Genomic DNA, 21,507 nt, shown 5'->3' with positions numbered 1-21,507 from the left:
CTCTAGCTCGTTTCTTTGCTTGCATTGGGTTTTTCCACATTCACAGGCTCTGGCCAATCTTTAAAAAACACCGGTAAGTAGCGGCTATTAAATAAATATAACAACACCCAAATCAACAACATGGCTTGTATTGCAATAAATTCCGAAAACGCAAAATAGTTATGAGCCGATTGAAGCACTAGCCACACCAAATCAACCACGGCGCAGCACACTAATGGCCATTTCATAAACCGCCAAGGTCGTCTTAAATGTGGTTTTGCATCAGGGCGGCGCAAAAAATAAAGCACGACAGTAGGCAATGAAATAGAAGCAATAGCAAGCGCGACAAAAAACTGATCTTTATCGCGATAAAACAAGCCCATAATATCAAGCTCAGGCTGGCGAGATACCGCCGCAAGGATCCAAATTAAATACGCACGCATTAATACTGCAAGGGTTAAAACAAATCCAATTGGCGCTTTATACAGGCCATGTTTATCCCAATATTCTGGGCCAAATACTGTCATAACTGATTTTTCCGCTCAGCTAAAATACCAAGCCCAATAAATAAACTACATACCACAGGCATCAGCCAAACCCCTTTTAGCATTGCCAGTAAATGCGCAATAAAAGGCGCGAGCCATACCACTAACGCGCCGTAACCAAACGCAGTAACAACCACAAAAACCAAGGTACGAATAATAAAATGACGTCTGCCAACCACGCGTTTAATCAGTTTATTAAGTTCATTGCCATAAAGCGCAATCAAACATACCGTCAGCAACATCGCAATTTGGCTAAGGTAGGGGGCTAATTTAGCCCCTAGCAGTAAATCTGCGTCGAGTAACCACTGCTCAATACTAGCCATTGTACTGCGCCAATAAAGCAATTAAATCATCTTCAAATAACACCTTAATGCCCAACTCTTGTGCTTTGGTTAATTTTGACCCAGCTTTATCACCTGCCACTAATGCATCCGTTTTAGCCGAGACACTACCTGATACTTTAGCTCCTAGCGCCTGTAAGCGATTTTTAGCGTCGCTTCGGCCCATTTGTAACAAAGTACCGGTTAAAACATAAGTAAGCCCTGCTAATGGCTGCTCGGCTTCTGATTTAGGCTCAAGTGCAGCCCAAGTGATCCCCGCGGCAATTAAAGCGTCAACCACGGCACGATTATGCGCTTCACGAAAAAAGAAATTCACATGTTTAGCTACAATTTCGCCCACATCAGCCACTTCTTGCAAACTGTCAACGGAGGCCGCCATGATGGCGTCTAACGTTAAATAATGGTTCGCTAAATTAAGTGCGGTTGCCTCGCCCACTTCACGAATGCCTAAAGAATACAAAAACCGAGCTAAAGTAGTTTGTTTGGCGTTACCAATAGCAGCCACTAACTTTTCGGCCGATTTTGGCCCCATGCGCTCAAGTGACTCTAAATGCCCTTGTCTAAGGGTAAATATCTCGGCAGGGGTATGAATGAGCTCACGCTCAACCAGTTGCTCAACAATTTTGTCGCCCATTCCATCAATATCAAAGGCTTTACGCGATACAAAGTGCTTAATGGCTTCTTTGCGCTGGGCACCGCAGACTAAACCCCCACTACAACGAGCCACGGCTTCACCGACAGTACGCTCAACTTTCGATTGGCAAACAGGGCAATTGCTTGGAAAAACGATGTCTTTAGCATCGGTTTTGCGCTCTGCGAGCACCACTTGAGTAATTTGCGGAATAACATCACCGGCACGGCGAATAATCACAGTATCGCCAATTTTTACGCCTAAACGCTCAATTTCATCTTGGTTATGCAGTGTCGCGTTTGATACTGTCACGCCGCCTACAAATACAGGCTCTAAACGAGCGACAGGGGTAATTGCACCGGTACGCCCTACTTGAAATTCCACATCAAGTAATTGGGTCATTTCCTCTTGCGCCGGAAATTTAAACGCAATTGCCCAGCGCGGCGCACGCGCCACAAAACCTAAGGTTTGTTGTAGTGCTTTATCATTCACTTTGATCACCACACCATCAATTTCATATTTGAGTTGGCTGCGACGATTCATTATGTCTTGATAATATGCCAGCGCGTCATCAACGCCTGTGACTAATTTAGTTTCTGGGCTCATTGGTAAACCCCAATCGCCAAGGGCTTGTAATTGTGCAAAATGATCATCTGGCACCACGCCACCTTCGATAATCCCCATGCCATAGGCATAAAACATTAAAGGGCGTTTGGCGGTGATTTTTGAGTCGAGCTGACGCAAACTGCCCGCAGCAGCATTACGCGGATTAGCAAAGACTTTGCCATCATTTTTAATCGCCAATTCGTTCATTTTGGCAAAACCCGCGCTATCCATAAAGACTTCACCGCGCACTTCTAAACGATGCGGAATTGACTCTCCGCGCAATTTAAGAGGCACATTACGAATGGTTTTAACATTTTCAGTAATGTTTTCACCCGTTTGGCCATCGCCTCGAGTCGCCGCTTGCACCAATACGCCATCTTGATACAAGATAGACACAGCTAAACCATCAAGCTTAGGTTCACAGCAAAATGTCAAGGTGGTGGTATCTTTTAAACGGTCTTGTAATCGTTTGTTAAAACTACGAAATTCGGTTTCATCAAACGCATTATCCAATGACAACATCGGCACTAAATGCTGCACTTGGCTAAAACTGCCTAATGCCTCACCGCCCACTTTTTGGCTGGGTGAATCAGCGCTTAAAAACTGAGGATATTGCGTTTCAAGTGCAATCAGCTCACGCATCACTCGGTCGTATTCACTGTCTGGCACACTCGGATTATCAAGTACATAATATTGATAATTATATTCTTCTAACTGTACTTTGAGTGCTGCTATTTGGCTTAAAACCGACTCTGTCATTGTTACCTCTTAGATTACGCTATCGCTGTGTTGATGCTATCAACTTTATTTCTAAACTAAAAACGAAAAGCCACCAGCAAGTGGTGGCTAATATTTAAATTGCGAGGGTTTGACTACGCATCAAACTCTCTAATTTTTTCGACGTATTGTCGCACCATAGTCACACTTAAAGGGTCACGATTATGATCAAGCACTTGTGCACCAAATTCATCAGCTAACTTTTTAGCTGCGCTGTGCAACATGTTAAACGCCGGTAAGCTGTCGCCTTCACAAGGTAAGGTCATAAACAGGCTCACACCTGCGGTGCTTAACTGTTCCATATTATCAATATCAAACGTACCTGGGTTGTACATATTAACTAATCGAAATAAAACAGCACCATTGCCTGATGCATCTTCGTGACGATTAAAAAAGCCTTCTTCTGAGTATTTAAAACCAAGCGTTAATAACAATGGCAGCAACGACGCGCCTTGCATAGTCAACCCTTCAGGCATTTGAAGATGGACAATAATGAAATCTGACGGTAAGTCCTTCGCAGGTTCGGTTTTTACCGTTTCTTCAGCAGGAATGTCATAATCATCATCAGGATCAAGATTATTTAAATCGATTTTATCAAGCGCCGGTTCATTTGCTCTGGCACTAATATTCATTCCTAAATCACCCATTTGTGGCTCATCACGCACGGCATTGAGCACAATTGCAGGTTCATCTTGCGTATCAGGGTCACGATCCACAGTTTCAGGAATATCTTGTTGATCTTTTTTGCGAACAGACCACAACCCATGTAACAGCAATCCACCAATGACTAGTGCGCTGATTATGACTAAAACCCATCTTAACTCGTCGGCCATCCGAATACCTTTATTTGTTTATTTCCAATGATATATGAATATCAAACAATATACTTTGTTTAAATTGTTTTTGCCATTTCTACCGCTTGTTCGATATCAACTGATACCATTCGCGATACGCCAGGCTCTGCCATTGTCACCCCAGTGAGGCGACCGGCCATTTCCATCGCCACTTTATTATGGCTGATATAAATAAATTGCACCGTTTGTGACATTTCTTCCACTAAGCGGCAAAAGCGCCCAACGTTGGCGTCATCTAACGGTGCATCAACTTCATCGAGCATACAAAACGGTGCCGGATTAAGTCGAAAAATCGAGAATACCAATGATAATGCGGTCAGCGCTTTTTCTCCACCACTTAACAAATGAATTGTAGAGTTTTTCTTGCCCGGTGGGCGCGCCATAATGGTTACACCACTTTCGAGCATATCATCACTGGTCAGTTCCAAATACGCTTGACCACCGCCAAACACTTTAGGAAACAAGTCGCCTAAATCTCGGTTAATTTGCTCAAATGTCGCTTTAAATAGCTGTTTTGTTTCACGATCTATTTTACCGATTGCACCTTCTAACGTGCTCAGTGCATCGACTAAATCTTGATATTGCTCATCTAAATACTGTTTTCGTTGTTTTGCTTGTTCAAACTCTTCAATCGCCGCTAAGTTTATTGCGCCTAAATCGGTAATATTATCAATGACAGTATTAAGCAGTTGCTGCCATTTGGTGATGGTACTGTGAGCTGGTAAGTCTGCTAATACATCAACAAGTTTAACATTAAGCTCGCTCAATGGCTCAAGTGCGGCATTGGCGCGCAGTTGGCTTCCTTGTAATGCCAGCTCTTGTTCATTAAGTTGTTTTTCAAGTGCCTGTAACTGTTTCTGCGAATGTTGCAAACTTTGCTCTTTTTCAGCCAACAGTTGCTGCTGTGTCACAAGCTGTTGCTGCAATTGCGTTTTTTGCTCATAAATCTCAATTTGAGCAGCCAAGACCTCTTCGATTGACATCACCAACATTTCAAGCGGTTCACTTAAATTGGCTAACTCTTGTTTGGCATGATTGAGCTCTTGGGTCAATGATTGCTGTTGCTGCAAAATCGACTCGTGCTGTTGCTGCAATAACTGCTCAGCATTTTTTAAATTTTCAAGGGTCAGTGCCTGCTTGTGCAGCACACTGCGCGCATTACTCAATGCAAGTTGTTGCTGATTAATGGTTATTTTATGATTTTGGTAAACTTGCTCTGCCAATATAGCGTCTTGTTTGTACTCATCACTTTGCAATGCATGCTCATCAGATTGTGCTTGTAGCACCATTAACGCTTCGTTTATGGTCGCAAGTTGCTCGCTCAAATCAGCACACTGCAGGGTTATTCTATTAAACTGCGATTGCCAATTTTGTTGTTGTGCCGTGAGCATTTCGTGCTTAGTTTGGGCGCTGGCATCTTGTTGTGCATAGTGATGAATGCGCCCTTTGACTTGCTCAAGCAGCTCGGTGTGATCTGTCACCTTTTTTTGCAGCTCATCTACAAGCAAGCTTGATTGCGCTAATAACTCGCTATTATGTGCCACACTTTGCGTCAGTTGCTCTATTTTACGTATTTTAATTAAAACCGACTGAGCATCGTCTTTAAAGGGACTCACAGACCAATTGCGACCCACTAACATGCCTGAAGGCGTAATGGCGGCCAACCAGTAGTGATCCGTTAAATCCGGTGTTTGAGTTTCATCGTCAAGTAACAGTATGCGATCGAGTAAATCAGGGTAAATACCGCTTTTAATCACATGACTTAATGCTTTCGCTCGATACCCAGCCAAAACGGGCTCTGATGATGGCCACACTAAAGAGATTTGCGTTTGCCAATTGGCTACTTGGCTCACTTGAGCATCACTAAAATGCAATAAAGCTTGCTCTACTCTGGTTTCAAAGCCATCACTGACCACCAGCTGCTGAAATAAACTATCCGTTAAATCGCCCTGATTTTGCGCTAACACCTCACCTAACGCAGCTAACTGGGCTTGTTCGTTTAATAACAGCTCTTTGAGCGCTTGTTGCTTTTGTTGTGCAGCTTGCCATTGTTCGGTTTGATGTTTTAACCTCAACTCACATTGTTGTTGCTGTGCTTTTTCGTTGGCAAGTAAGGTTTTACATTGCTGGATCTGTTGTTTTAGATCTGCGAGTTGCGCAGTTAAATCTTGATTTTTAAGGTTGGTCAACTCGCTGTTTTTATCTGCCAGTTGGGCTGAAATCTGCGTTTGTTGTAACTGTTGTGATGTAATTTGATGGTGATATTGGGCGTATTGTTTATCAAATTGGTGGCTGCGCTGCTGCGCCTGTTGCCATGCAGCAAGCAGCTCTTCATCTTGCGCTTGTAGCTCATCAACAATGGCCTGCAATTGCTCTAACTGCGCTTCGGATTGCAAAATGGCAGCGCTTGCACGTTCAAACTCACTACCTTGTTGTTCAGCGTGCTGCGCAAGTTCAGTTAATTTGTTCTTTAATTGGCTGAGCTTGTCTTCATCACGTACCACTAAATTTTCAAGCGCTTGTTTTTTTTGCTGCTGGCTAATTTTTTGCTGTTCAAATTTAGTCTGTTGATTACTTAATTGAAACTCCTGCTGCTGTGCACTTTGAATTTGTTCATTAAGCTGCGCTAACGTTGCTTTTAATGCGCCAAGTACATCGTCATGACCAGTATGTGCTTGTTGATAAAAGCTAATTTCAGATTGTAAGGCTTCAATTTGTTGTTGGGCTTGATCTGATTTTTGCTGGTGTTGTTGCCAACGAAGCACAGCCAACTGGCTTTTTAGTTTACGTTCTTGGCTTTTAAACTCACGATAAGCCAAGGCTTGTGAAGCCTGATGGGTCAGTTTTTCAAGTTGAGTTTGCAGCTCTTGGCGTAAATCGAGTAAACGTTCAAGATTTTCTTTGGTGCTGCGCAATCGAGTTTCGGTTTCACGACGGCGCTCTTTATATTTAGAGACTCCTGCTGCTTCTTCGATAAACACCCGCAGCTCTTGCGGTTTACTTTCAATTAAACGTGAGATCATGCCTTGTTCAATAATGGCATAACTGCGAGGCCCAAGGCCGGTGCCTAAAAATATATCGGTAATATCGCGCTTACGGCATTTAGTGCCATTGAGATAATAAAATGATTCACCTTCGCGCGTGACAAGGCGTTTAATGGCAACTTGGTTACGATCGACCAAGGACCCTGCTAAATAACCTTGAGTATTATCGAACAGTAATTCGACTGACGCTTGAGAAATGGGTTTGCGATTGGTTGAACCGTTAAAAATAACATCTGTCATGGCATCACCACGCAGATTTTTAGCTGAGCTTTCACCAAGTACCCAACGCACCGCGTCAATCACATTAGATTTGCCGCAGCCATTTGGCCCAACCACACAGGTCATTTGGTCAGGAAAAGGGATTTTTGTAGGTTCTACAAATGATTTAAAACCAGCAAGCTTGATTGTGCTTAAACGCATCTTATTATTTTTTAAGTTCGACAGCGCAAACTGTAGCAGATTGGCCGCAAAATTTTAATACTTTTGCCATTTATTGTTGGCAACATGGTGTTACAAATGAGCAATTTAAGCTATTCCCAAGGCCAAAGTGCGTATTTATAATGAAAAAAAATATTTTGGTGTAACAGATATGCAAATTTCTCAAGGTTTTCAATATTTTTTATCGGGTTTTAGTCTTATCTCAAATAAAGGTTTAAAGCGATTTGTGATCATTCCGTTACTGATCAACCTGCTTATTTTTGGGGGCTCGTTATTTTTTGTAGTCGATTGGCTCACCCAAGGGATTAATTACTTTAATGGCTTTTTACCAAGCTGGCTAAGTTGGCTTGAATGGCTCATTTGGCCCATCGCTATTTTGGTGATTTTATTTAGCTACTCGACTATTTTTTCGGTCATCACTAATTTTATTGCCGCCCCGTTTAATGGCTTATTAGCTGAAAAAGTGGAGCTTCATCTTACCGGTCAAAAAATCAATGACGATGGTTTTACCGATTTAATAAAAGATGTGCCACGGATGCTCGGACGCGAAGTCAGCAAATTACTTTATTATTTACCAAAAGCGATTGGCTTTTTTATTTTGCTGTGGATCCTACCTGTGATTGGCCAAATTTTATGGGTTGGCTTTACCTGCTGGATGTTTGCGGTGCAATACAATGATTATCCCTTTGATAACCATAAAATAAAATTTACCGAAACACGCAACAAACTTAAACAAAATCAAGGGCTATCTTATGGATTTGGCCTTGCGGTGATGCTGTTTACTATGATACCAATAGTAAACTTAATTGTGATGCCTGTTGCAGTTTGTGGCGCAACTCGCTTATGGGTCGAGCAATTTAGAGGTGACTACCGCAGTCAACCTTTGTAGCAACTCGCTACCAAACAGAACAATAACAAGGAGAGCGTACGCATGATACTACCTATTTTTCAGGTTGATGCATTTTCAGAACATCAATTTAAAGGCAATCCGGCTGCTGTGATGCCATTACAAAGTTGGCTTGCCGATGACGTATTGCAACAAATTGCTGCTGAAAATAACCTCTCCGAAACCGCTTTTTATGTCGAAGAAGACGACGGCATTCATTTACGCTGGTTTACCCCTGCCACTGAAGTTGACTTATGTGGTCATGCCACACTTGCCACTGCGTGGGTATTGGTGAACGAATATCAATTTGAACATGATGAAATCATCTTTAAAACTCGCTCAGGATTACTCAAAGTACGCCACCTAAATGGGTTGTTTGAACTGGATTTTCCGGTGCATCATGCCAAAGAATGTGAAGTAAAAGCCCCGCTTTTAACTGCTTTTGGTGAAACACCGCTCGAGATTTTAGCGGCAGATGACTACTTATTATTATTTAAAGATGAAACCACCATCAAAGAGCTTAAACCTAACTTTGCGCTGCTAGCACAACTCCCCCTTCGCGGTGTGATTGCCACCGCACAAGGTGACAAGGTCGATTTTGTTTCTCGCTGGTTTGGCCCAAATGTAGGGGTTGAAGAAGACCCAGTGACAGGCTCAGCGCATACCGTACTTACGCCGTATTGGGCACATAAGCTTGATAAAACCTTACTCACCGCCACCCAAGTATCAAAACGCAGCGGTGATTTAATTTGTGAACTTAAAGGCGAGCGCGTTTTAATTAGCGGCCGCGCTAGCTTGTATTTAAAAGGTGAAGTGCATTTAGCCCTGTAAACCATTAGCATCACTACTTTAGTTATAATATCCTTCCTAACTACCATAGTTTTAGTGCCATAAAACTATGGTAAATCCCTAAACACCAATAGATCAGTATCCTTTACCTTTCTCACTATTGAAACCTACTTCTAGTTCACGTAACCTTCAAAAGTTACATATAAAAGCGTGCATACGGATAGCAAGTCACTATTTCCTTATTTTTAAATAATCAAAGGCTTTACTTTATGACTGCTGATTGGCTCACGGCCTTTTTTGTTTCATCAAACGATAATTTACTGATCACAGGCTTATATAGTCCCTTGTTAGTCAGTATATCAGTCCTAATTGCTATTTTTTCTGCTTTTATGGCCTTTGAAGTCGTAACTCAAGCAGTAAAAAGTCATTCTACTACTCGCCAACAACTGATGTTGCTAACCAGCAGTGTCGCGCTTGGTGGTGGCGTCTGGTCGATGCACTTTATTGGTATGTTAGCCTTCGATTTGTGCACCCCTGTAACTTACAGCTTTACCTTAACAGCGTTATCCCTCTTACCCAGCATTGCCGCATCTTGGGTTGCACTTAATTTATTAGCAAAACCAAGTTTTAAAGTATCTCAAATTCTTTTAAGTGGAATTTTAGTTGGCGCTGGCATAGGCACTATGCATTATATTGGTATGGCATCGATGCAGATGGCGCCGTTGCTGCGTTATGACCCTTGGATCTTTGCTTTGTCTATTCTAGTAGCGGTTGTATTAGCAATACTAGCGCTGTGGGTGAAAGCAGGGTTAAACCACGTTGCACAAACCAAAATTTCAACTCGCTTAAGTAATTCTCTTGCCAGTATTGTGATGGGGCTTGCTATTGCAGGTATGCATTATACCGGTATGGCAGCAGCCCGTTTTGTTCTACCTCCGGGGCTTGAACTCACGACCCAGTCCTCCAATATTTCATTTTATTTGGCTATGGGGGTAACGATAACAACAATAGTGATGGTATCAATTGTATTAGTCGTCAATATTTTATTTAAATACAAAGATATTTCATTACTTGCCAAATCTAACGAAGACCGACTTCATGCCATGATGAATACCGCCATCGATGGCATTATTACCATTGATGCGAAGGGTAATGTTGTGAGCGTTAATCAAGCGGTAGAAACTATTTTGGGTTGGCAAGCTTGCGAATTAATTGGCTCAAATGTCAAAAAAATTATGCCTAGTGCCATCGCGGATGAACATGATAACTTTTTAACCCGCTATTTAAATACACGCCAAGCTAAAATTATCGGTATCGGCCGAGAAGTAACCGCTGTACACAAGCAAGGTCATCTTGTGCCCGTACATTTAGGTATTGGCCATGTTAAGCAAGGGAAAGAACACTTTTTTGTTGGCTTTATTTCTGATTTAACTAAACGCAATACAATGGAATTAGCACTTAAGAGGAAAGAATCTAAATTTCGCTCATTAATTAGTAATATTCCTGGAATTGCCTATCGCTGTAAAAATGAACCTGGCTGGCCAATGGTGTATATCAGTAATGCTGTCCAAACTATCACTGGTTACGCTCCATCTGAGTTTGAACTGCCTAATCCACAGCGGTTTTTCTCCGATTTATACCACCCTGATGATATCGCCTTTATTGAAAGCCAAGCTAAACCCCCTACTTTTGCGCTTGAATATCGCATTATTCGTCGTGATGGCCAGATCCGCTGGCTCTTTGAACATGGCAACTATATTCAAGATAACAATTCAGGTGAAACATGGCTCGATGGTTTTATTATGGATATAACCGAGCGAAAAGAAATGGAGCAAGATTTACTTTTGGCTAAAGAGCACGCTGAACAAGCCGCTGCTGCCCGAGCAGCCTTTTTAGCTAATATGAGTCATGAAATTCGTACCCCAATGAACGCCATCATAGGCTTTAGTGATATTTTACTCGATACTGCTTTAGATAAAGAGCAACTAAAACACCTCAGCACGATTAGCCGTTCAGCAAAGTCTTTATTGCATTTACTGAATGATGTATTAGACAGTGCCAAACTCGATAAAGGTAAATTGGAGCTAGAAAACCGCGTTTTCTCTCTTACCGATGAAATCGACACTGTGGTTTCTACTTTATGGCTTCAAGCAAAACAGCAAAATTTAGCACTTGAGGCAGATATCTCCCCAAAAATGGCAAGCCACTATCTAGGTTCACCCGAGCGTTTGAGGCAAATTCTCACCAACCTAATTGGCAATGCCGTTAAATTTACTGCCCAAGGTAAAGTAACTGTCAAAATTTATCCAAGTGCTGAGCAATCGGTTACGTTTGAAATCATTGATACCGGTATTGGTATGAGTGCAGAACAACTTGAGCATGTTTTTGATGCATTTTCTCAAGCAGATGCCTCTATGAGCCGTAAATATGGCGGAACAGGATTAGGCACAACCATCAGTAAACAACTGGTTGAATTAATGGGAGGAGAGATTGAAGTCGAAAGTGAACTTGGAAAAGGCAGCATCTTTCGTTTTACTCTCCCCATGCAAATCAGCCAACAACCTGAGGTGCAATTGCAACCAAAAGCCACCACACTGCCACCTCTGGTGATACTGGTCGTAGATGATATTCAACAAAATATTGATTTATTAACTGTCTTATTAACCCGCGCAGGTCATACGGTACTAACGGCACGCGATGGTCAACAAGCCTTAGTACGCATGAAGCAAAATGACATTGCAGTGACACTAATGGATTTGCAAATGCCTATAATGGATGGCTTAAGTGCAACGCAAGCAAGGCGCGAGCAAGAGCGAAACGAAAACCTACCTTATATGCCAATAATTGCACTTACTGCCAGCGTATTAGCGCAAGATAAAATCGCAACTCAACAAGCCGGTATGGATGGTTTCGCTAATAAACCGATTGATTTAGCACTATTAAACAGCGAAATTGCTCGGGTACTCAATTTAACCATGTCACCTATTTCAGCTGCAACTTTACAACATAAACCTAAATTGATAGATACAACTCAAGGGATCACTCTTTGGGGCAGCGAAACAGTATATTTCAGCGAGCTTGCAAAGTTTTGTACTCAATGGCCTAGCAAATACCAAGCCTTGCAACTAGCGGTTGATCAGCAAGATTTAACACGTATTAAACAGCTTAGTCATGGTTTAAAAGGTATTTGTGGTAATTTAGCGCTTACCCAATGGATGACAATTTTTGCGCAACTTGAACAAAATGACCCCGATACGTTCCAAGTACTTCTCGATACACTTGCCAATAGTTTCCCTGCTATCAAGGCGCAATTAGATACCAACAAGAGCGACAATCAACAATCATGTATCACTTCTGAGAATAACGCTGTTGAGACTCATACATTGTTAATGCAGGTAGAGATACTCATCGGTGCCGTTTGCCATCATACTTATGATCAAAGCAATCTCGATACTTTAGTAACTCTGGCAAGTAATCATCACCCGAATTTAGTTGAATCCATTGTCAAAGCATTAGATGATTTTGACTTTGAGATCGCCCATCAGGCACTACTGGCACTTAAACAAGCCCTATTAGAAAACGAGGAATAACGATGCAAACAGTATCAAACCAAAAACAAACGTTACTTTTAGTGGATGATGAGCCAGTTAACCTACGGATATTGAAGCAATTACTCCATCCTGACTATCAGTTAATTTTTGCCAAACATGGCGAAGAAGCCCTTAAGTTAGCGTTACAAGAACGGCCCGACCTTATTTTACTTGATATTATGATGCCTGACATGACAGGTTTTGAGGTCTGCCAACAACTCAAGCAGCGCCCAGAAACCCAAGCTATCCCAGTGATATTTGTCACAGCCCTAAGCGAAGAGCATGATGAAGCCGCTGGTTTTGCCGTTGGCGCTGTCGATTATATTACAAAACCGATTTCAACTGCGGTTGTTAAAGCGCGTATAAAAACCCATTTATCGTTAGTTCAAGCTGATGAGCTGAGAAAAACCCGCTTGCAGGTTATTCAACGCTTAGGCCGAGCTGCGGAATATAAAGACAACGAAACCGGCACCCACGTATTAAGGATGAGTCATTATTCCAAAGTCATTGCCCTCGCCTATGGCTTAAGCGAAGCACAAGCAGATGACTTACTGCATGCAGCCCCTATGCACGACATTGGTAAAATCGGCATTCCCGATAGTATCATGTTAAAACCGGGCAAACTCACTGATGATGAATTTACCATTATGAAAACTCACGCAGAAATTGGGGCTGAAATTATCGGTGAAGCTGATTCTGAATTACTGCGTTTAGCTAAATCTGTTGCTTTAACCCACCATGAAAAATGGGATGGCACAGGCTATCCAAACGGCTTAAAAGGTGATGCTATTCCTCTTGAAGGGCGAATTGTTGCATTAGCAGATGTATTTGATGCCCTCACCAGTAAACGGCCATATAAAGAAGCATGGCCAATCGAACAAACCATGGATTATATTCGCCAGCAAAGTGGTGTGCATTTTGAACCTAAATTGGTCGAATTATTTGAACAAAATCTTGCCGAAATTATTCAAATCAAAGCGCGTTGGCAAGATGTGTAATTAAACGAGACATCACATAATAAATTCGATACAAAGTGCAATGGAGGCGCTTTGTATCGAAGTTATTATGTTGAAAAAAGATAAACTAAGTTAAGCGTTTTTCAACCCGCCAAGGGGGATTTAACCGATTATCTCCCGCCCAATAGAGTTTAATTTTGTTACCAGATGGGTCAAACAATAGCGCTTCACGCCATAAAAAACGCTGATCTGTTGGTTCTTGCTCAAATACAATACCTTTTAGTTTAAGGCTTGCTACCCACTCATCTAATGCTTGATGTTCAAAATAAATCGTTGCGCCATTTTCAAAACTTGCTGTAGTCAATGACAGTGAAAATGTGGCATCTCCTTCGGGGCAGGCAAAACGCGCATAATGTGCAGTATCCACAATTTGTGTAAAACCCAAAGTTAGATAAAAAGCACATGCTTGCTGCATATCTCTAACAGGTAACGTGACTTGGTTTAAATTCATGTATATTCCTTGTGATGCGCTTTTGCTCAGTCTCTTTGCACTTTTTAGCTTAAGTTAAATAGCAAAACTTTATTAAGCCATCTTATTTCATCTGAGTTCTGGATAGGAGATTTACCAACATATTGAATAAAAATAATATTTTTTAGTTATAATGTAAAAAATAAGATGAGCCGCATTTTTCAACAACCAAATAAAAAACAACAAGCTCATAAATTTAATTTTATAACCAAGCGCCTTAAGCTTCACATTCGCTATTGACGCAACTAAAGTCCAAATCCACCATCGATGTCAATATACGCATTACGTAAGCCAATGCTGGCGTCAGAGATTAAATAATTGATGGCAGGAATAAGGTCATCAGGCACTAAAACTCGACCAACGGGCGTGCTACTGAGTGACTCAAAAAAACCACTGATTGCGGCATCGTCCATCCCTGCTTTGGCCTGAATTTCGGTGGCGGTTACACCTGGGCGAATCGAGTTAATCCGAATGCCACGTGGAGCTAATTCTGAATTAAGCACTCGAGCTAAACCTTCAAACGCAGCTTTACTGGCACTATAAACTCCAGCGCTTGCAAACGCTTTTAATACTGCAACACTCGATACAAATACCACACTGCTGGGATTTTTCAAACAAGGCAGTAATGCCTGTAACGTTAGCGCTGGGCCATTAAAGTTCACCGCCATAGTGCTGGTAAAGTTTTCTAAACTCATTTGCTCAAATGGCGCTGGATAAAACACGCCGGCATTTAAAATTAGGCCATCGAGTTGAATGTTATCGCGCTGAAGCTCAATGACCATTTGCTGGATTTGTTCAACATTGGCACTGTCACACAACACTGGTATCACCTGCTCACCAAGCGCCTTCACCGCGTGGTTCAAGCGCGTCTGGTTTCGCCCTGTGATCACTAATTTAGCACCTTGTAACAACAACGATTGCGCCGCTGCAAAACCTATACCTGCTGTTGCGCCAGTGATTAAAATTGTTTTTCCTTGTAACGAAGTTTGCATTGCTGATTTCCTCTAGATAATACGTTGACGAAGCACAGCATACCCCGCAGAATAGTTTCCAATAAGATACCAAACAAGAAACTCATTGTTTCTCTATGAGAACGTATTTATGAATATTGACGCAACAACCTTGCACCTTCAACTGCCTAATTTATATCTATTTCGTCGTGTTACTCAGCTAGGCAGCTTTCAAGCCACCGCAGACGCGCTGCAATTACCACGCTCATCTGTCAGTAAAAAAATTGCCCAGCTTGAACAGCATTTAGGCTTAAGATTATTGCAACGCAGTACACGGCAATTAAACCTCACCGATGCAGGCAAAGAGTTACTTATCATCACCGACTCACTCACTGACCTACTCAGCAATACCGCTAAATTGACCGAACAAGCCCAAGCTAAGCCCAGTGGTCGAGTAAAAATAAGTAGCTCAACCCTTATCGGCCAACGTTACTTATTACCCTTGTTACCAGACCTAAAACGGTTATTCCCTGAGATAGTAATAGACATTAACCTTGATGATCGGGTAGTTGACCTAATTGAACTGGGGATAGACATTGCACTGCGGGTCGGTCAATTACCCGATTCATCTTTAGTTGCTCGTCAAATTGGCATTAAATCCTGGGCCTGTTTTGCCAGTCCCGCTTACCTACAAGATGCAGCTAAACTTGATAAACCAAGCGACCTTAGTGCACATCAATGCATCATCTTTCGCCATCAAAAACTAGCCATGGATCATTGGCATTTTTGCAGCCCAAGTGGCGAAATTCAAACCATCCACATAACGCCTGCAACAGCATCTGACGATGGCCGCACCTTAGTTGAACTTGCCTGTATGGGCATGGGCATCATTCGAATTGACCCTATTTTAATCAAACCCGAATTACAGGCTGGAAAACTAACGACAGTCTTAACAGCATGGCATCACCCCGATGCAGCCCCTATTCACTTGGTTTGTTTAGAAAAAGAGGCACGTAGTCGAGCCGTAAACGAAGTGTGGCAATACCTCAGTAAAGAGCTTACTCAGGTTCTTAATCAAGCAAGTTGATGACTTAAATCACCTCAATACGGGTTAAGTGTAATCCCACTGTTTATAGCAAGACTTAACTTATAAGAGCACTGATGCATAACATTTTATGCTTGAAATGTGCGTAAATTTTGCTCTGTCACTTTAGCCATTTTAAGCAGCACTTGTTGAGTTAAACAGTGCTCATTAAGGTATTTAATTAAATCCTGCTCGCTTCAAACTTTATAATAATACACTATAGATAATGCCTATCCCGCAGCAAAGCATGGTTAGCGGCATCAAGATCATGCTGATTAAAAACCTCGATACCGTGCTTTTGCAGTAATGCCACCGTGACACCTGTACCATCAAGCTTGGTATTGGTGAAAGTACCATCGTAGATCGCCGAACTCCCACAAGAGGGGCTATTTTCGGTTAATACCGCAACGCGGATCTGGTATTTTTTACACAAGGCTAAAGCGATGTGTGCTCCAGCTTTGAAGTATGCACTTTCATCCAGTCCATTTATATCAATAACCCGCGCGGTTCCCTCCCATACATCAAGGCCATCACCGTTTAGTATTTCTGCTGGAGATCTTGGAATAGTCATCCCTGCATCCACCTCTGGGCAAACTGAAATTACTTTGCCTGCTGCGACCCATTGTTCAAGAATACGTTCTGATGTGCTGAGCGCTTTACCATCATAACGTACTTTTTTCCCGAGTAGACAAGCGCTTACCAGTACTTTTTCCATTTCATTTCCGTTTTATTTGCTTGTAGTACTCTCTTTTCAATCACTCATTCGGCTCTGTAAATCAATTAAAGCCAAGTAACCACCGATACTTTTGAAGACATACTAGCGATGTTGATACTGGGCTGAGGTAATAAATTGATTAAAACTGTCGCACCATACAATCACCGTATTGTAGTGAGTTGGGTCGATGTGCGCAGGGAGCGCCACTAAAAAGTTATTAAAGGTTTTAACAGCCCCTACTTGCACCATCTGCGCTTTTAACCGATTAAAATCGAGCTCTGTTTCAACAAACTCAGGTGACAAATAAAGCTGATAATCTGGCCCCGGAGCTAAGGTGCCGACAAACGCAATCGCGTGCTGGCTAATAAACACCTCGCCCTCACCAAAATGAAGAAAATCACTGTCTTGCAAGTGCCGTTCAAATTTAGCGCTTACTATTGCTCGACTCGAAACCGCCAACAAATCTGACTCTAGTGGTGCCGGTTGCGCAATCAAAATAGGCAAGGTGTAGATCCCCGCCATAAACCCCATAACTGCAATACTTAAGTGAGTTGCTAATAATAAAATCAGCCGCTTGCTGTTCATGCTATTTGTTCCATTAACTTATTTAAATTAAAAAGATAACAGCAACCACGCTTTACCAAGTTACGCCTCAAAAAGAAAGACCTCCCCAGTTGGCAATACCTCATTCAAGAGCTTACTCACGTACTAAAAGATGCTGGGGAAAACTAAATAACATCGGTGGTTTGGCGAAAATTAAAGGCCTTTGACTAGCTATATTTAGCATCTAATTTTTTTAAAGAACGTAAAAACAACCCTAAACCACCCACAGCCAAAACTAAAATAACTATCAGATCAAACGATGACATTGTGCGTAAACTAAAGCGAATGGATGATATTACACCAAATATTAATGCGGTAATTGAGCCTATTGAGAGTAACCACCCCAAAATATTTCTAGAGTTATAAAAAATAAGACCTATACCAAAAATAAACGGGATCATGACAGTGCCACTTGTCACCCCAAAGCTAGTTCCAAATGCACTCAGGTTATATAACCGTGACCCAAGGCCAAAATTTGCAGTAACAGTAATTGCATTTAGTAGCATATAAAAACCACTGCACATCATTAATAAACCAATAAAAAAATGCCCAATTCCACCAGAACTTCCACCTGCACCTTTCATTATTATTACCTTCTAACTATGACTAAAATAAACTTTTACGAGTACCAACTTAAGCACCATACATAAATAAATTTAATTGGTTAGTAAAAACTGTAAGAAAAAAACAAACAAAAACACTTTAAAAAATTCATATTACATCCTTGAAGTTAATAAAGACTAACGGGCCTCTAAAATTGCCTATTTAAATTTATTTTTAATTAACCGACGATAACTGAGTTCCTATTTTGATTCAATGGTTTAGTTGCTTTTCCATCGAAACTTAACAAAATGATTCAGCATGATTTTTAAAGGTATTTAAGTGGGAGTTTAACAAAACGAGTTTATGACGCTCAAAAATTTCTAAGCCGTTGATTTGATGAATGAAGCAGGTAAAACCTAGGGCATTTCCAATGCATACTCACCATCAAGCGCACGGAGACGCTGCGCGACACCAAGAATTGATTGAGTTTATTACGGCTCGTTATCATTCACACCCAAGGCTCAATCTTGATTTAATCGACGTGTATGTCGTGATGTATCACGACACAATCTAAGAGTATGTATTTAGCTGTAAGAGCAATGATAAAAAACATCTTAATATTATGAAGTAGAATATTTTTAATTAAATGAATATCGATTTATCAATGAAAATATTTATGGCGCTTTGTATTTTTCAAGCTGTTTCGAAAGAATTTAGAAGCTTCCGTTATGGTTATCATAGTGAGTTTTACTTTTAACATCAAAAGCATCAAGCGACTAGTTATTTATTATTTGCTAGGTATTTTTGCTAGTAGAATTTATATATTCTGTGATTTTCATAGCCATAGCTTCAAGCTGTCTAGATGTCGTAGCACCAAAAACCCCTTCACTAAATTCAGATTGAGTATCAAAAAATGATTCTCCAATGACTTTGCCTGAAGATAGTTCAGTTATTTTGATTTTTAGCATTAATTGGGCATTCCCAACTATCGCACCAGCCATAAACCGGCCAAAGCCTGATACGAATCTAAAATTTTCAATTGATATATTCACTACTAAATTTGAACTAGATTTATTTTTCACTACACTGAAATTTTTAGAAATTAACTTCTCAAGTTCACCGATACTTCGAGTCAAATCTTTACTTTTTGACAATGATTTTGCAGGTGAAACATCCAAGTAAACTGAATGATTTTGAACATTCTGGTCTACATTAATAGGAGTATGAATAACCTCCTTAATATTTGCTGCACAACCAGATATAAAGAACACTACAAGTACAATCTGTAATTTTTTAAGATAATTCATTCAAAAATTAAACCTTTTTACCAATATTTAAATTTATTTTTTTATCCAACAATAATATCCCAGTTCCTATTTCCATTCAATTATTTACACTAAGATTAATTGAATCTTAATCATTTATTTTTAGTGGTTTGTCTTTGTGGCTTTAAGTTTTTTAAGGCTAAAAAGGTTTCACTTGCTTAGTTAATTCTTTTTTCTACTTCTTGACATTATGAACTAATCTATTTTAAAAACCTTAGTGAATACTCTATGTAAATTTTTAGCTTAATGTCAGGATAGAGACAATTCGATACCATCTTTTTTATTTCCAAATTTAAACTCGTCTAATTTTTTCGACGGTATCTATAAATCAATATCCCAAGCATGACCATGCTCGGTGCATACCATGAAATTGAAGTAACACTATATTTGTTAAGCAAAATATAAATAAAATTCACTAGAAGAGTTATTTCACACGTTAAGTATGAAACTACAAATCTTTTTAGCCATGCATAAAACTTATCGGTATTTGGAAGCAGCCATTTCGACTCATCGAGTACAAATGTGAGCGATACAATAAAAGATATCAGTAAACATTGAGATCTATTCCAGCTATTCTCCATAATATCTAAAGATATGTTTATTAAAAGATTACTTAACAGCGCAATGTTGAAAATTGTCATCATTGAACCTTTCTGTAGAGTTTAAAAAATACACAATGGAAATATATGGCATCCATAAATATCTTTTTTAATTGAAGTACACTGCCCCATTAAACGCCCTATTTCTATTTAAGCTCAGCTTTGAAAAAGAGATTTTGCAGTAGCCAATTTAACTTGAGCACTACATTATTACTTTTTAAAAACAACATTCGATTTAATTTTTAGAACGTTAAAAATAACTAACAAGCTTGTATAATTACTCGTTTCAATTTCTATAAATTAGCTAGCGACAACTGAAATCTTATTTTTATTCAATCGTTTTTCTTTGATATTTAAACCGAGATATTGATGAGTATCTAGTTTCCTCTTCATGATGAACTTGTTATATAACACCTACTGAATATTGTTCGGTTTTAGGCCAATTCCACGCATACCAAACAGTATAAATTGAAAGTAATATCTCAATAGCCGTTAGGTATAAATAGAAACCCCATGTAGTTTGTAGGTTTATCGCAATCAGAAGGACTATGTATAAAGTAGGTATGATTATATTTAACCAGCGATTAATTCTCGGTTTTAACACTAAAGTAAGAAATATCATTACACTTGGAACAGACATAAGTAGAGCTACGGCAAAGAACTCTAATTGAATCCCTTCTTTCGCTGATGTGACTTCCATCGCATTAGCTATCACTCCAGGAACATAAACTTCAATATAATCACCATATACATAGCAAAACATTACTGCCACCCAAAGTGAGGATATTATTAGCTTTACGTTTATTGGAAAATCTTGAAAAACCCTATTTGAATTATTAGTCGAACTCATTTGAACTCCATTTTCTGAGTAATGTATAACTAGCCTGTGGAATTACTCGTTTTAAATTTATTTTTTTTAGTCTACAAACCATAGCTGAGTTCCTATTTTGATTCAATTGTTTAGTCAGTTTTGCTTTAGTATTTAAAATTATGAATTTATGGGAGTTTTATTGCGGTATCAGTGAGGGCTTTGATGGCGTTGTGAGTAAAAGATATGTCACCACCGATCTCACCGAGGCGCAGTGCTACAACAAGGTTGAAAAATGTGCAGCTATAACCGCGAATAGTTCAAACGATTAAAACGCATTTTGAGATAAAGACGCTAGTTGTAGCGCCATGATTTATCGCGACAAAATACAGGTCAGCTGTAAATAAAAAGCCTCACTCATTTGTGAGGTTTAATGTTTTTAATGCGGTAAAGTTAATAATATCAATGAGATTTGTGGTTGACAGGTTTTTTTCACATACTCAAATGTACCTGGCAATATTTGCTCAGCGAAATTGATAGGAATGAATTTATTTTGACAGGATAAGTCAGGCTTGACTCCTTACCCCACGAAAGAGCCATAACACGTTACCGTGGGTGAATAACATCTATTAGATCACAGCGAACGGTTAAAAATCGAGCAAAGAAAGAAATGTAGAATCCGTTCCTGAAATGAGTAAACTTACAGCCTCAACGCCCCAAGCAGCGGAAAATGCGAACGTTGTGGCGCAGCCAGTGAGAGGGTTTCCGTTGACTTAGCTTGTTAAATAGATACATTCTAGTTGTGTGTTTTACGTTTAAAAAACAAGGTATAGGAAACTAACAACCAATCATAAGTAACATTAACCAATTCCCAACCTTCCTTACCATTTGAATCACAGAGACTCTGAAGATTGG

18 protein-coding genes and 1 pseudogene are annotated in these 21,507 nt (G+C 40.3%); 6 read left to right on the top strand and 13 right to left on the bottom strand.

The annotated features are described in order from the left end of the window. Window positions 1-2: 2 nt before the first annotated feature. From PTUN_RS06525 to smc, 5 genes are all read right to left on the bottom strand, one after another. On the bottom strand, window positions 3-506 hold the full coding sequence (locus tag PTUN_RS06525) for a DUF2919 domain-containing protein (protein ID WP_009839349.1): 504 nt from the start codon (window positions 504-506) through the stop codon (window positions 3-5). Continuing rightward, on the bottom strand, window positions 503-847 hold the full coding sequence (locus PTUN_RS06520) for a DUF3392 family protein (protein ID WP_009839348.1): 345 nt from the start codon (window positions 845-847) through the stop codon (window positions 503-505). Before PTUN_RS06520 ends, PTUN_RS06525 begins: the two co-directional genes overlap by 4 nt. Then, complete coding sequence (gene ligA / locus PTUN_RS06515; protein ID WP_009839347.1) at window positions 840-2,861, bottom strand: NAD-dependent DNA ligase LigA; 2,022 nt, start codon at window positions 2,859-2,861, stop codon at window positions 840-842. Before ligA ends, PTUN_RS06520 begins: the two co-directional genes overlap by 8 nt. Window positions 2,862-2,974: 113 nt before the next feature. Further along, window positions 2,975-3,712, bottom strand: coding sequence for a cell division protein ZipA (locus PTUN_RS06510; RefSeq protein ID WP_009839346.1), 738 nt, complete (start codon window positions 3,710-3,712; stop codon window positions 2,975-2,977). A gap of 59 nt (window positions 3,713-3,771) precedes the next feature. Continuing rightward, window positions 3,772-7,197 (bottom strand): chromosome segregation protein SMC, encoded by a 3,426-nt coding sequence (gene smc / locus PTUN_RS06505; protein WP_009839345.1) that lies wholly within the window; start codon window positions 7,195-7,197, stop codon window positions 3,772-3,774. 169 nt (window positions 7,198-7,366) lie between these two features. On the opposite strand from smc, the gene cysZ reads away from it, so the two are divergent. The 4 genes from cysZ to PTUN_RS06485 all read left to right on the top strand — a co-directional run bounded on the left by cysZ (window position 7,367) and on the right by PTUN_RS06485 (window position 13,478). Then, window positions 7,367-8,104 (top strand): sulfate transporter CysZ, encoded by a 738-nt coding sequence (gene cysZ, locus PTUN_RS06500; protein WP_040644093.1) that lies wholly within the window; start codon window positions 7,367-7,369, stop codon window positions 8,102-8,104. A 42-nt stretch (window positions 8,105-8,146) separates the two neighbouring features. Then, window positions 8,147-8,932, top strand: a complete 786-nt coding sequence (locus tag PTUN_RS06495) for a PhzF family phenazine biosynthesis protein (protein WP_009839343.1) — start codon at window positions 8,147-8,149, stop codon at window positions 8,930-8,932. A gap of 227 nt (window positions 8,933-9,159) precedes the next feature. Further along, window positions 9,160-12,480, top strand: coding sequence for an MHYT domain-containing protein (locus tag PTUN_RS06490; protein ID WP_009839342.1), 3,321 nt, complete (start codon window positions 9,160-9,162; stop codon window positions 12,478-12,480). Window positions 12,481-12,482: 2 nt separating this feature from the next. Beyond that, entirely contained in the window at window positions 12,483-13,478 is a 996-nt protein-coding gene (locus PTUN_RS06485; RefSeq protein WP_009839341.1) for a response regulator, read from the top strand. Window positions 13,479-13,563: 85 nt separating this feature from the next. Here the strand turns inward: PTUN_RS06485 and PTUN_RS06480 are convergent, their stop codons facing one another. Both PTUN_RS06480 and PTUN_RS06475 read right to left on the bottom strand, forming a co-directional pair. Next, window positions 13,564-13,947 carry a VOC family protein gene (locus PTUN_RS06480; protein ID WP_009839340.1) on the bottom strand — a complete coding sequence of 128 codons (384 nt, stop codon included), beginning with the start codon at window positions 13,945-13,947 and terminating at the stop codon, window positions 13,564-13,566. A gap of 263 nt (window positions 13,948-14,210) precedes the next feature. After that, window positions 14,211-14,957: an SDR family NAD(P)-dependent oxidoreductase gene (locus PTUN_RS06475; RefSeq protein ID WP_009839338.1), complete on the bottom strand. Its 747-nt coding sequence runs from the start codon at window positions 14,955-14,957 to the stop codon at window positions 14,211-14,213. A 109-nt stretch (window positions 14,958-15,066) separates the two neighbouring features. On the opposite strand from PTUN_RS06475, the gene PTUN_RS06470 reads away from it, so the two are divergent. Next, a complete protein-coding gene (locus PTUN_RS06470) occupies window positions 15,067-16,002 on the top strand; it encodes a LysR family transcriptional regulator (protein ID WP_009839337.1) in 936 nt (311 codons plus the stop codon). A gap of 214 nt (window positions 16,003-16,216) precedes the next feature. Here the strand turns inward: PTUN_RS06470 and PTUN_RS06465 are convergent, their stop codons facing one another. From PTUN_RS06465 to PTUN_RS06455, 3 genes are all read right to left on the bottom strand, one after another. After that, the gene (locus PTUN_RS06465; RefSeq protein WP_009839336.1) at window positions 16,217-16,714 is read right to left on the bottom strand and encodes a 2-thiouracil desulfurase family protein; all 498 of its coding nucleotides are present in this window, start codon (window positions 16,712-16,714) and stop codon (window positions 16,217-16,219) included. 102 nt (window positions 16,715-16,816) lie between these two features. Next, complete coding sequence (locus PTUN_RS06460) at window positions 16,817-17,299, bottom strand: DM13 domain-containing protein (RefSeq protein ID WP_009839335.1); 483 nt, start codon at window positions 17,297-17,299, stop codon at window positions 16,817-16,819. A 185-nt stretch (window positions 17,300-17,484) separates the two neighbouring features. Next, window positions 17,485-17,901 carry a hypothetical protein gene (locus PTUN_RS06455; RefSeq protein ID WP_009839334.1) on the bottom strand — a complete coding sequence of 139 codons (417 nt, stop codon included), beginning with the start codon at window positions 17,899-17,901 and terminating at the stop codon, window positions 17,485-17,487. Between the two features lie 389 nt (window positions 17,902-18,290). Here PTUN_RS06455 and PTUN_RS21715 point away from each other — a divergent pair, with 389 nt between their 5' ends. Next, window positions 18,291-18,434 carry a hypothetical protein gene (locus PTUN_RS21715; protein ID WP_157579385.1) on the top strand — a complete coding sequence of 48 codons (144 nt, stop codon included), beginning with the start codon at window positions 18,291-18,293 and terminating at the stop codon, window positions 18,432-18,434. Between the two features lie 220 nt (window positions 18,435-18,654). Here PTUN_RS21715 and PTUN_RS06450 read toward each other — a convergent pair whose 3' ends face one another. The 3 genes and pseudogenes from PTUN_RS06450 to PTUN_RS22625 form a co-directional block, all read right to left on the bottom strand. After that, on the bottom strand, window positions 18,655-19,167 hold the full coding sequence (locus PTUN_RS06450; RefSeq protein WP_009839333.1) for a hypothetical protein: 513 nt from the start codon (window positions 19,165-19,167) through the stop codon (window positions 18,655-18,657). Window positions 19,168-20,187: 1,020 nt separating this feature from the next. Then, window positions 20,188-20,634 (bottom strand): DUF6326 family protein, encoded by a 447-nt coding sequence (locus PTUN_RS06440; protein WP_009839331.1) that lies wholly within the window; start codon window positions 20,632-20,634, stop codon window positions 20,188-20,190. Window positions 20,635-21,088: 454 nt separating this feature from the next. Next, a pseudogene (locus PTUN_RS22625) lies at window positions 21,089-21,166 on the bottom strand (transposase); the annotation flags it as partial. Between the last annotated feature and the right edge of the window lie 341 nt (window positions 21,167-21,507).

The sequence above is a fragment of the Pseudoalteromonas tunicata genome, from assembly GCF_002310815.1.
GTDB lineage: Bacteria > Pseudomonadota > Gammaproteobacteria > Enterobacterales > Alteromonadaceae > Pseudoalteromonas > Pseudoalteromonas tunicata.
The sequence above is the reverse complement of the archived record's forward strand: the minus strand, read 5'-3'. Positions and strand labels throughout refer to the sequence as shown.

Bases quoted from the DNA above. Each gene is read 5' to 3' on its own strand.
- PTUN_RS06525 (WP_009839349.1), bottom strand. From the start codon at position 506: ATGACAGTATTTGGCCCAGAATATTGGGATAAACATGGCCTGTATAAA.
- PTUN_RS06520 (WP_009839348.1), bottom strand. From the start codon at position 847: ATGGCTAGTATTGAGCAGTGGTTACTCGACGCAGATTTACTGCTAGGG.
- ligA (WP_009839347.1), bottom strand. From the start codon at position 2,861: ATGACAGAGTCGGTTTTAAGCCAAATAGCAGCACTCAAAGTACAGTTA.
- PTUN_RS06510 (WP_009839346.1), bottom strand. From the start codon at position 3,712: ATGGCCGACGAGTTAAGATGGGTTTTAGTCATAATCAGCGCACTAGTC.
- smc (WP_009839345.1), bottom strand. From the start codon at position 7,197: ATGCGTTTAAGCACAATCAAGCTTGCTGGTTTTAAATCATTTGTAGAA.
- cysZ (WP_040644093.1), top strand. From the start codon at position 7,367: ATGCAAATTTCTCAAGGTTTTCAATATTTTTTATCGGGTTTTAGTCTT.
- PTUN_RS06495 (WP_009839343.1), top strand. From the start codon at position 8,147: ATGATACTACCTATTTTTCAGGTTGATGCATTTTCAGAACATCAATTT.
- PTUN_RS06490 (WP_009839342.1), top strand. From the start codon at position 9,160: ATGACTGCTGATTGGCTCACGGCCTTTTTTGTTTCATCAAACGATAAT.
- PTUN_RS06485 (WP_009839341.1), top strand. From the start codon at position 12,483: ATGCAAACAGTATCAAACCAAAAACAAACGTTACTTTTAGTGGATGAT.
- PTUN_RS06480 (WP_009839340.1), bottom strand. From the start codon at position 13,947: ATGAATTTAAACCAAGTCACGTTACCTGTTAGAGATATGCAGCAAGCA.
- PTUN_RS06475 (WP_009839338.1), bottom strand. From the start codon at position 14,957: ATGCAAACTTCGTTACAAGGAAAAACAATTTTAATCACTGGCGCAACA.
- PTUN_RS06470 (WP_009839337.1), top strand. From the start codon at position 15,067: ATGAATATTGACGCAACAACCTTGCACCTTCAACTGCCTAATTTATAT.
- PTUN_RS06465 (WP_009839336.1), bottom strand. From the start codon at position 16,714: ATGGAAAAAGTACTGGTAAGCGCTTGTCTACTCGGGAAAAAAGTACGT.
- PTUN_RS06460 (WP_009839335.1), bottom strand. From the start codon at position 17,299: ATGAACAGCAAGCGGCTGATTTTATTATTAGCAACTCACTTAAGTATT.
- PTUN_RS06455 (WP_009839334.1), bottom strand. From the start codon at position 17,901: ATGAAAGGTGCAGGTGGAAGTTCTGGTGGAATTGGGCATTTTTTTATT.
- PTUN_RS21715 (WP_157579385.1), top strand. From the start codon at position 18,291: ATGCATACTCACCATCAAGCGCACGGAGACGCTGCGCGACACCAAGAA.
- PTUN_RS06450 (WP_009839333.1), bottom strand. From the start codon at position 19,167: ATGAATTATCTTAAAAAATTACAGATTGTACTTGTAGTGTTCTTTATA.
- PTUN_RS06440 (WP_009839331.1), bottom strand. From the start codon at position 20,634: ATGAGTTCGACTAATAATTCAAATAGGGTTTTTCAAGATTTTCCAATA.